Here is a 9922-nt window from a genome sequence, read left to right as displayed (position 1 = left end):
TTATATGGTGTTTAACGACTCATATATTATGGCACTGGCTGAAAAGCTAACCCACGATAGGGGGCTAGCACTGAATTTAATTGAAACTCCTAGGGAGTCATTATGTCTATGAGCTACTAGTAGTATGAAGAAATCGCAGATTATTTTCGTTTGTATAATTATTTCATTCGCTCTTTCTGGAATTGCTGACGGATATTTCTGGGCAGTGAAGGGAATTCAAGAAGCCTCATACGTGATTCATTTATTTACGTTTGCAGTACTCTGTTATTTCTGGTGTTACTATCACGCTTTAGAGAACGGTGAAAAGGGCAGAAATAGCCTCGCGTTTTGGTGTTTTTTTATTGCTCCAGTCGGCATACCTCTATATTCGTATAAAGTTTACGGATTAAAGCGGGGCTCGGTGATCACATTAGGTTCAATTGTTGTTCTTGGAATATCTATTGGAGCTTATATTCTTTCAGCAGAAATGGTTTCGCAATTGTACTCATAACAAGGGTTAGAAAATGGATTCGGCTAAAAAGCAGCCTCACAATTTAAACAAGCGTTAGGGCTCAGATATGAATCGAGCATTTGGTAAAGTATTCAAAAGCGAAACTGGCGTTGAGTGCGGCGTAATCCGAAAAGCCAAGGAGCCGTTTCCTGAAGTCTTAGTTACTTCGCATGTCCTAGCCGAGGATGATTGCGGTAATTATTTCGTTCTCCTTAACGAGGCTGTGTGCTTCTGGGACCACGAAACAGGAGAGAATGAAGTTCTTTCTGGGTCAGTAGATGATTTTGTTTCTAAGTGTTCTGTTCCAGAAGAAGTTGAACTAGAGCCCGGTCAGGTAGAGTCGGCTTGGATCGATCCCGAGTTTGCGAAGCAATTCGGCGTCAAGAGCAAGCCCTAACAAGCGCATGTTTCGGACAAATTTCCGCTGCGCTCCAATTTGCCGCAAATGCGGGCGTTAGAATTCTATGTGCCAACGAAAGAAGAACTTATGAAAAAAGAAGAAGTACCTGATGGCATCACGTAAAGCAATATCAACTGAAATCAAATTACGGCTATTTTCTGATTCAGCAGGTTATTGTCAAAACCCTGATTGTCTTCAACCGCTTTACCCAGCCGAAATGGGCGGTGAAAAACATATTGCAGAAATGGCTCATGTTATACCTCATGGAGAAAAAGGGCCGCGTCATGAAGAGCGACCCACGGAAGAATTTGAGGCAGATTCATTTGAAAACCTCATACTACTGTGTCCAACGTGTCACACAATCATCGATAAGGCGCCAGATGGTTATAGTAGGAGTACATTGCTAGGTTGGAAAAGTAAACATTTAGTAACACTGGCTCACAGTCAAGGAATCCAAACTTACGAGGATCGTAATCAAGCTAGGGCGGCTGTGGCTGCATTCATGGCTGAAAACAAGGCTATATGGAAAGAATATGCCCCTGTAGATGGGGATAGCTTCGATTACAACCCAGAATCTGAAGCAGCCAAGACATGGGAAAATAGGATGCGAGGAGTAATCCTTCCGAACCATTTTCGCATCGAAGCAATTATTAAGAAAAATCAGTGTCACATGAATCCTGATGAACAAGAAACTTTTGCTCGATATCAGGAGCACGTTAGAGGTTTGGCGGCGCGACATATTTGTGGTGTTGCCGGAAAAGCAATCCGCTACCCAGCGGCTATGGACGGAATTTTTTCATGATGTGGCAAATTAAATTCGCTCTTGAATATCTGCATAAAAACAAAAGTTTAACTTCTGCGGAACACATCCGAGATGATGCTATTAGAATAGAGCTTCATGATGGAAGCGAAGTAATTGTAATCATCTCTGCATCATACAGAATTACGAGGGAGCTAGTAGCTCAATATCATGCTGATTTTCCAAGCATGAACTTTCTTTGTGGCTATAGAAAGGAATGCATATGGGAAGGAGGCGCTATAATGTATGCACAAGAAAACCAAATTGGATGGGGTAATGCAGGTTCGCTAAGTGATGCTATCGACACCGGTGATTTTATAAGCGCTGAACATAAACTCTACTTTTTCTCATATAGGCTTATAAGGCAAATGGGCTCAATTACCGAATTAAATCGAGAGTACGACCGAGTTTTTACTATGTCGTTAAGAAATGGGAAAAGCTACCGTGTTGGCATGATTATGGAGTACGAGCCTACCGCAGATTCCATTCGAACTTTTTGGGATCAATTTGGACCAATTGATATTGCCTGGAATATAAATCCCAATGGAAGCCCAACTCAGCAAGCAATAAATGCCGGGCTGGAGCTTGGGTGTGAAGTAGTGAAATGGGAAGAGTTAAAACAATTGATGCGAAGCAGTTAGTAAATGAACGCATCTAAAGTAGCAAAACACATATTGATGTCCTGCCCAACTTTGTCTGAGTTTCACGCTTACATGTTTGGATCATCTCTAGCTGGTGTCGGTAGTGACTTCGATATACTTATAATTGGGCCCTCAGGTATAGCTTTGTCACAGCTCAAGTCAGAAATAAGAGCTGCAGGAAGTATGTTGCCTCTGGATGTTCTATACATGCTTCCTGAAGAAGCCGAAGAAACTAACTTTGTAGCAAAGCAAAATTGCATATCATTTGAGCAACTATGCAAGCTTAATAGTGGCAACATGAAAAAACACTTTACTATCGATGATTAAAAGTAGAAATATTGATATTGAAATAGTCAGCAATTCTAACAAGCGCATGTTAGCGGACTGGTTTTCCGCTGCGCTCCTAACCAGCCGTAAATGCGGGCGTTAAGTGGCCAAAATGAAACATCTCATACTTATAATTATTCTTGTTTTATCTTTTGGATTAGAGGCCAGAGAAAAGGCCGAACCAAAAATACTCAAAGAATACTTTAGCGTACTGGCTCGCGAAACACTCATCAATGAAGGCCGCGGCTATGTCTCGAATTTGGGAACACCAATATTCGCCGATTTTGAACACAAGAATGGAAATCTTTTCTACGTTGTAGCATCTGATATTCCGAAACAGGGTTGTTTTACTATAGTTTTTTCGTACAATAAGGAGCGAATGAACTTTTTAGAGTGGCTACAACGTTTGCACTGTAAGAGTGCGCAAGAATCAATTAAAGAATATGTAGCGTACGATGGAACAGAGTTTTCATTTGAAGGTGAGCAATGAGAGCACTTAACCAGTCGCTGAACTCGAAAATTTACTCGCAAACTCGCTCGCAAAATTTCGAGTTAGCGAAGCGTTATCTTCGAAAGGAGCCAAATGCGTAAGTTAATATATCTACTTCTTTTTATTTTCCAATTCTCTTATGCGAGTGGCAATGTTGACCTGGTGCAATACACTCAAAAGCATATTGATGTTGTTGAGTCTGGAAAGGATGCGATATTTTCATTCTATAAAAGCAATGGCCTGGAAGAGAAAAGAGCCATATTACTTTGCTTAGATAAATATTTAGATCCTTACTATAAGCTAGAGCTAAGTGACTCCGACAAAATATTCAAATGGCTTGAAAGTGAACTTTCTAAATCGTCTAATTTAAGACTTAAAGAAGATATATTTCAATTGCTTCAGTCATATTCCGATCTCGGATATGATGATTGTGAAATGTCGGACAACGGCAATATATCTTGCAATGAACATAACAAGGCAAAGCAGTAGATGAACTACTGTTTGAGGCGTTAGAAAAACAATTGGAGAAATAATGAGATTTATGNGACTAAAACTGCGTCTGTTGCTGACATTGAAATAATACGAGGGCAAGGATTTCAAATAACAGGTGACTTTGGCAACCCTTCAGAGTGTACAGTAGGTAACACGATATATGTTGCTTTAGAACATCCACAATATGACAAACTGTTGTCAATTTCAATGGCTGCATTTATGGGGAACAAAAAATTGCGAATTTACTCTCATCAATGCGCAAACTACGGTTGGCATGGTGGTACTTACAATGAATTGACGAGTGATGGTTCAATGTATCTCAAGAACTAGAATTTTCTAACAAGTGCGTGAATTTCGATTCGGCAAAAAACACGCCTCTCGAATTACGCAAGCGTTAAATTTTAGTAGGTTCACGATTCAGTACTAATAGATTAGGAGATGACGAATGGTTTCGGCAACAGAGAAAGCTACTTTACGAACAAAAATGGAAAAGTATGAAGGTAAAATTAACTATATGTATTTGGATTCGAAAGGCTATGTTACTGTGGGGGTTGGGCATCTAATCAAAGATCTAGCGAGTGCACAAAAGTTAAACTTTAAAAAGAGTAATAATATGCCCGCCTCCAAGGATGAAATTAAGGCTGATTATGAGGCGGTAAAAAAACAACCAAAAAATCGTTTAGCTTCTTTCTACAAAAAGCAGGCGAAGCTCAATCTGTCAGATTTAGATATAAATACACTAACTAATAAACATATCGATAGTTTTGAAAGCGAATTAAAAAGAATATTTCCTGATTTTACGACATACCCAATTGAGGTCAGGTTGGCATTGTTTGACATTATTTTTAATGTCGGAATGACCGATTTGAACAATAAATGGTCAGGGTTAAAAAAAGCAGTGAAAGCGAAGGATTGGTCCGAAGCCGCAAAGGAATCAAACAGAAAGTCACCCATCTCAGCAGAAAGAAATAAATACGTGAAGGATTTATTTGAAAAAGCGGCGGCCAATGTTAAAAATCCGGCTAAACCATAAGTCTTGGAGATACTATGAAATATTCATTGTTCAAGTTTACGCGTATTTCGGTTATTTTTCTTTGTTCTATTGGATTTACAAGTTGTGCCAGCAATGAATCAAATGGAAAGACGAAGAGTATTCCTGTTAGCTGGAGCTCGGGGTTTACACTGCCTTCTATGTTAGCGTCATCAGATGTTTCATTAAATAATATTAGTAATTTGTCAGAGCTAATTAGTGCTCCTTGGTATGCAGATATCGACGTCAGGGATACTAAATCTGGGGAGTCTGTTTTTTCTTCTTGTGCCGATTACTTTGATAAAGCAGAATCTACAACTCGCACGATAAGAGATGGTGAGATGAATGCCTATCTTGAGTTTAAAATAATGTGTGAAGCGACACAGCTTTTAATAAATGCACAAAATTCCAAAGAGAGTTATTTGCCCAATACCATTCTTAATAATGAAACTCCAAAGCTTTGGCCTAAAATATTCGCATTGCAAATATCGACAAAGGAATCAATGCGAATTGCTCGTGACGCCGAACTAAGGACTTGGGCAGATGTTACACCTATAACTAAAGTAGATGTTTATTCGAAAACAAAATCAACTTACTTCCATGATGAGGGATATCAAGAGGTTGAAATTTTGGGGTTCGGGGATAGCAACAACGATGGCATTGAAGATGTCTTCATTGTTGTACATGACCATTTAGAAGGTGGAGATTACTTTAATATTCGCTTATTTGTTTTATCGGTAAACTCAAGCGGAATCTGGGAGCTGATCAAGGATCTTTAATATGGCTTGTAACAGTATGTGGAAGTATATAAATTTAACAATGCGCTGCACAAGGATAAATTTCTCGCTGCGCTCGCAATTTACCTGTGAGCGCAGGCGTTAGATTTCAAGGGAGTATTATGAAACAATTTTTGAGATATCAAATATCGGGAACAGTATTCATATTATGGCTTGTGATCTTCTTCTTTGGAAAAGATGCGAATAACTTGAATGAATTAATTACACTTTTGATAGCGAATTTAGAGTCCATAAAAATTATTGCTGGGTTAGCTGTTGCTATGCCAACAGGAGTCATAATCCACCAGTTTTCAGTATTGATTAAGAACTGGGGTGTATCGAAAATCTGGAGTGAATATAATGATTTTCCCGACAAGGATAAAATACCAAAGTTTGATTACGATAAGAAAGGGAAAACAATTGAATACTGCTTAGAACGGATAAGTAACTTAAACTCTTTTTATTATGTAAGGGTTGATAATGGCTTTTTATCTCCTTTCATGGCTTGGTTAGTCGTTGGGTGTTGTATGGGGCGAAACATAGATTGTACTTGGACAGTAACAGCTATTGTCGTGGGTCTTCTCACAGTGGTTTATTTGAAACGAATAACATCTGAAATTAACCAATATCAAAGTATGTTAAATGACTGCACAAACTAAATCTAACAAGGCACTAGAGAGGGACGTGCTATCGCCCGCCCCTCAGCTAGGTCGTTATGTGTCAGGAGAGTCATGAGCAAACCACCAAAGGAAATTGACGGAGCAAAAGTTATCGAATGGGCTTGGTCAGTTAGCGAACCATTCGGTGTTGTTTGCTTTGAGTCTGGAGAAGTAGCAGCAGAAATATTTGGCTTGGCTATTTGCCGTTATTCGGGCAGCGACAAAATCTATCGTATTAGCTGTGACTCAGAATGGCAGTCGGTGCAAGACTCTGATTACAACTCTATATCTGAAGCTAAAGAAAAGTTGCCCTCTCAATATAAGAACGTAGAGGCCATTTGGCAAAAATATGAATAAACACCTAACAAGGCAATTAACTACGCGCCTGTGGCGCCGGACGCTCGTACCTCGCGCCGGTTATCGCGGGCGTTACGTTTATATAATCAAAGGAGTATTTAAGTGTTAAAAAAACTATTAGTTGGAATTCTGTTGGCAACTTTGTCGTCATTTTCAATTGCCGAAAGCGGAGAAAAAGTAAAACAGATCTTTTATTGTGGGGAAGATTTCGCGATAAAAATGGATAGTGGAAATTGGTATTTAGTTGATAAATCTCAAGTTGGGGAACTGAAATTCAATCATTTTTTAACGATTGCAATGACGCTACTGGCATCTGGAAAGAAAACGGGTAATGTTTTCCCTGGTGACCCGATTCCTAGCTGGTGTGGCAATAGTAATTTTCGCCCTATCACAATTTTAAGCATTACGGATGAAAGTTAAAACGTAACCAGGCGCTCAACCCGATAAATTACTCGCTAAGTAGCTCGCAATTTTTCAGGTTAGCTACGCGTTAAATTAACAAAAAGGTAATTGCTATGTTTTACAAAGGAATACTTGTTTTAATTATGTTGCTTCCTAGTTTGTCTTATGCAGCAAACGACTATGTAGGTAAAGTAGCATCTATTAAAGCAGATGGAGGTATAATTCTTGTTATATTAAAGGATGGTACAGGCAATTCTGGTTGTGGTAATAGTAATAGTTTTTGGTTAGATCCAAAGCTAGATTTTGATAAGGCTATTTTATCTTTGGCTATTACGGCAAAAGCTGCGGAGAGAGAAGTTTATGCTCTCGGAGGTGGGGAGTGTAAGTCTGGTTGGCCCCATAAGAACTCTCATAAGCTTTCAGTATTTTCACTTAGATAAAAATTTAACCAGTCAAGGCAGGTGATGCAAAATACGCACACATGCTTTTTGCGTTAGCTGCTCATGGAGTTTTCATGTCTAATACAGAGCAATCCATAAATCTTATCGAGCTAGTAAAGGCTATTGGTCCATATTTTGTTTCAGTGGCTGGTATGTTATTTGCGTTTATTCAATCAAAGCGGCTCGCTGAAATTACTAAAGAAAAAGATCTAGAAATTGCCAAACTTCAACAGCAATCTATTATTTCGATGGAAAATTCAAAATCGAAGAATTCCGCAATATTAAAGTTGCAGGAAATTTATAGTCCTTTATTCGCAAAAGTAACAGCAATTTTAAATGTTTATTGTGGAACAGTTTCTAGCAAAAAAAGAAGTGAAGAAATTAAAGTTGACTTGGCTAAATACTTCGCGGATGACTATAACTCATTAACATTTGAGAGTAGAAAAGTAGTTTTGGCCGAGGCAATTGCGATTTGCCAATCCTTAAAAGATCATAACTGCTACGAGCTTGCAGTTAAACTGGATAACAAGATTACAGAAGTACTAGCACTAGTTGACGTTTCCGGTACTTGTTCAGGCAAAGAACACGTTGAGCCTATATACAAAGCTCTACGCGAATTAAGTTTGTTGTACGTTGCATTCTTCTATCGTCTAGCAAACATTGAAACCGCAGCTAACAAGTCAAGTAACGCGGATGCAGCAAGCTGCACCGGTTCTTGAGGCGTTAGGGCTAGGAGAGAAAATTGCCGAAATACGAAGAGGCTTCATATTTAAATGATCAGAATGAATGGGAACGTGTTTCCTATTTAGAGCTGACTAATGAAGAACGAAGAGCGGATTTACGTGAGAGAGATCTAAGGGAAAAGCCACAAGGCTTTTTCCAGTTAGGGATTAGGAACCACCCCAAAACACCTCATTTTTTCGAAAAAAAGCCTATAAGAACTGACTTGCAGGCAGGGATCAAGGAGAGTGAAGAGCATAGTAATCAGCAAAGAATGATATGTGCTTTTCTAAATAAGTATGAGAAACACAATTTAGGGTACTATGAGCGTCCATGGGACAAACATGACAAAGGATTCGAGCCTCTAGTAAAAATCAGAAACTATAAATGGGAAAAAGAGGTAAAATTCGGTCTTGTATACGGAAAATATGTTGTTTTCGACATATTTGGCAGGGATGAAAAAAACCTATCTCTAACTGATAAATCACCTTTCATCGCTATAGAGGTTGTTGACACACACTTTCACTCTCAAAAAGCATTTAAGGTTTTGCTAGAAACAAGCAAAAATCTACCTTTGGTAGTTGGTTATATGTTTTTGCCAGTCACACCTCATTTCAATTCTGTAAAAAAGCCCGCGAGAACAAATTCCTTTTCAAGTGTCAGATTCCAGTGTTATATCGCTGATGGTTCATTTTGGTACAGAAATGAGCGGCTTGAAGAGCTTTATGAAGTCACGCCTGAGATACCTGAAGTATATTATAATTTGGTCAAAGAAAAGCTATATGAAGACGGTTATATTCGATCAGAGTCTTGATCAATCAAGCCCTAACAAAGCGCTGCTGTCGGACTGGTTTTCCGCTGCGCTCCAAACCAGCCGCAGAGCGCGGCGTTGGTATGACTCCCTTTGTCAATTAAAACGTACAAATCCCCACCCTATTTTTTCAAAGTGCCGCAATCTAAAAAGTTGGATGAATTCAATCACAGATTAAAGCCAGTAACTTTCGACGGTTCTCATGCTGGTATCCGTGGATTTTATCGCCAAGCGATTAACCTACCTTACTTATTTCGTCGTGGTGCCTGTCTTCAGTCTATGCTCGTGGGTCTAATTAATTTTCATCATCAGCCATCCTAACGCCGTCGGAGATTACACCACCTACCGTGGTTTAATCTGCAATTGAATCCAAAACTTTTAATCATGCTGGTACACGAGAGAGTCGTTGTTTGGGATTAACAGGAGAGATAACAACTTCTCGTGTAATGGCCCAAATGTACGCAATCATTTCTCGAGCAATGGCAGTAATCACCACGTTGTAATGTTTACCTCGTTTCATCAATCGTTGATAACGTTTACACAATCGAAGCTGTGCCTTCCAGGCAATATCGATAATGGTTTTGCTCAAGCCTTCTTGACGAATTTGTAGGTCATGAGAGATATTGGCTGGGTAGCGATAACAATGCGCCCCCTCGGTGAGTAATCGTCTTGCTCGACCATTACCGCACTTGGTAATACTGCCGACTTTTCGTCTGCCGCCGCTGGAGTGTTCGCCCGGAACTAACCCGACATAACTCATTAATTTTCTCGGGTGGTCGAATCGGGTTAAATCACCCAGCTCGGCGATGACACCCGCAGCAACCAATAAACGAACACCGCGCATGGCTTGAATCGCTTTAACAACAGGATAATAGCGCCAGCGTTTCACTTGGTGAACTAACTCGTTGTCCAGTCTTTCCAGTCTGGCTATTCGCTCAGTGACGGTTTGAATCATTTCCTGCAAAACAATTTGCTGTGCAGGGTGAGGCAGCACCATATCAGTTAACCAACGCATATGCTTAACCGACCAGTTAGCCTTACCATCGTAGTGAATATGATTGCGAAGCAAGAGTGCTTTTAGTTGATAC

The 9922-nt window shown here is 39.6% G+C and carries 15 protein-coding genes; 14 read left to right on the top strand and 1 reads right to left on the bottom strand.

The genetic code is table 11. The annotated features are described in order from the left end of the window. Window positions 1–557: 557 nt before the first annotated feature. The 14 genes from ABVT42_RS21250 (at window position 558) to ABVT42_RS21185 (ending at window position 8837) form a co-directional block, all read left to right on the top strand. Window positions 558–887: an SMI1/KNR4 family protein gene (locus ABVT42_RS21250; RefSeq protein ID WP_353897971.1), complete on the top strand. Its 330-nt coding sequence runs from the start codon at window positions 558–560 to the stop codon at window positions 885–887. 112 nt (window positions 888–999) lie between these two features. Continuing rightward, window positions 1000–1692: an HNH endonuclease signature motif containing protein gene (locus ABVT42_RS21245; protein WP_353897970.1), complete on the top strand. Its 693-nt coding sequence runs from the start codon at window positions 1000–1002 to the stop codon at window positions 1690–1692. A 239-nt stretch (window positions 1693–1931) separates the two neighbouring features. After that, window positions 1932–2330, top strand: a complete 399-nt coding sequence (locus ABVT42_RS21240; protein WP_353897969.1) for a hypothetical protein — start codon at window positions 1932–1934, stop codon at window positions 2328–2330. A 3-nt stretch (window positions 2331–2333) separates the two neighbouring features. Then, entirely contained in the window at window positions 2334–2657 is a 324-nt protein-coding gene (locus ABVT42_RS21235; protein WP_353897968.1) for a nucleotidyltransferase family protein, read from the top strand. A 112-nt stretch (window positions 2658–2769) separates the two neighbouring features. Then, window positions 2770–3147 carry a hypothetical protein gene (locus ABVT42_RS21230; protein ID WP_353897967.1) on the top strand — a complete coding sequence of 126 codons (378 nt, stop codon included), beginning with the start codon at window positions 2770–2772 and terminating at the stop codon, window positions 3145–3147. 93 nt (window positions 3148–3240) lie between these two features. Next, on the top strand, window positions 3241–3636 hold the full coding sequence (locus ABVT42_RS21225; RefSeq protein WP_353897966.1) for a hypothetical protein: 396 nt from the start codon (window positions 3241–3243) through the stop codon (window positions 3634–3636). 448 nt (window positions 3637–4084) lie between these two features. Beyond that, a complete protein-coding gene (locus ABVT42_RS21220; protein ID WP_353897965.1) occupies window positions 4085–4672 on the top strand; it encodes a glycoside hydrolase family protein in 588 nt (195 codons plus the stop codon). 14 nt (window positions 4673–4686) lie between these two features. Next, window positions 4687–5448, top strand: coding sequence for a hypothetical protein (locus ABVT42_RS21215; protein WP_353897964.1), 762 nt, complete (start codon window positions 4687–4689; stop codon window positions 5446–5448). A 119-nt stretch (window positions 5449–5567) separates the two neighbouring features. After that, window positions 5568–6104 carry a hypothetical protein gene (locus ABVT42_RS21210; RefSeq protein ID WP_353897963.1) on the top strand — a complete coding sequence of 179 codons (537 nt, stop codon included), beginning with the start codon at window positions 5568–5570 and terminating at the stop codon, window positions 6102–6104. Window positions 6105–6176: 72 nt separating this feature from the next. Beyond that, complete coding sequence (locus ABVT42_RS21205) at window positions 6177–6461, top strand: hypothetical protein (protein WP_353897962.1); 285 nt, start codon at window positions 6177–6179, stop codon at window positions 6459–6461. Between the two features lie 102 nt (window positions 6462–6563). Beyond that, window positions 6564–6881, top strand: coding sequence for a hypothetical protein (locus tag ABVT42_RS21200; protein WP_367024385.1), 318 nt, complete (start codon window positions 6564–6566; stop codon window positions 6879–6881). Between the two features lie 95 nt (window positions 6882–6976). Next, window positions 6977–7303 carry a hypothetical protein gene (locus tag ABVT42_RS21195; RefSeq protein ID WP_367024383.1) on the top strand — a complete coding sequence of 109 codons (327 nt, stop codon included), beginning with the start codon at window positions 6977–6979 and terminating at the stop codon, window positions 7301–7303. Between the two features lie 74 nt (window positions 7304–7377). Further along, window positions 7378–8022, top strand: coding sequence for a hypothetical protein (locus ABVT42_RS21190; RefSeq protein ID WP_367024382.1), 645 nt, complete (start codon window positions 7378–7380; stop codon window positions 8020–8022). 23 nt (window positions 8023–8045) lie between these two features. Next, on the top strand, window positions 8046–8837 hold the full coding sequence (locus ABVT42_RS21185) for a hypothetical protein (protein ID WP_353898129.1): 792 nt from the start codon (window positions 8046–8048) through the stop codon (window positions 8835–8837). 379 nt (window positions 8838–9216) lie between these two features. Here the strand turns inward: ABVT42_RS21185 and ABVT42_RS21180 are convergent. Then, on the bottom strand, window positions 9217–9922 hold a 706-nt coding region (locus ABVT42_RS21180; RefSeq protein ID WP_367024380.1), incomplete at its 5' end, for an IS110 family RNA-guided transposase.

The organism is Aliikangiella maris (assembly GCF_040719265.1).
GTDB classification, from domain to species: Bacteria; Pseudomonadota; Gammaproteobacteria; order Enterobacterales; family Kangiellaceae; genus Aliikangiella; species Aliikangiella maris.
The sequence above is the reverse complement of the archived record's forward strand: the minus strand, read 5'-3'. Positions and strand labels throughout refer to the sequence as shown.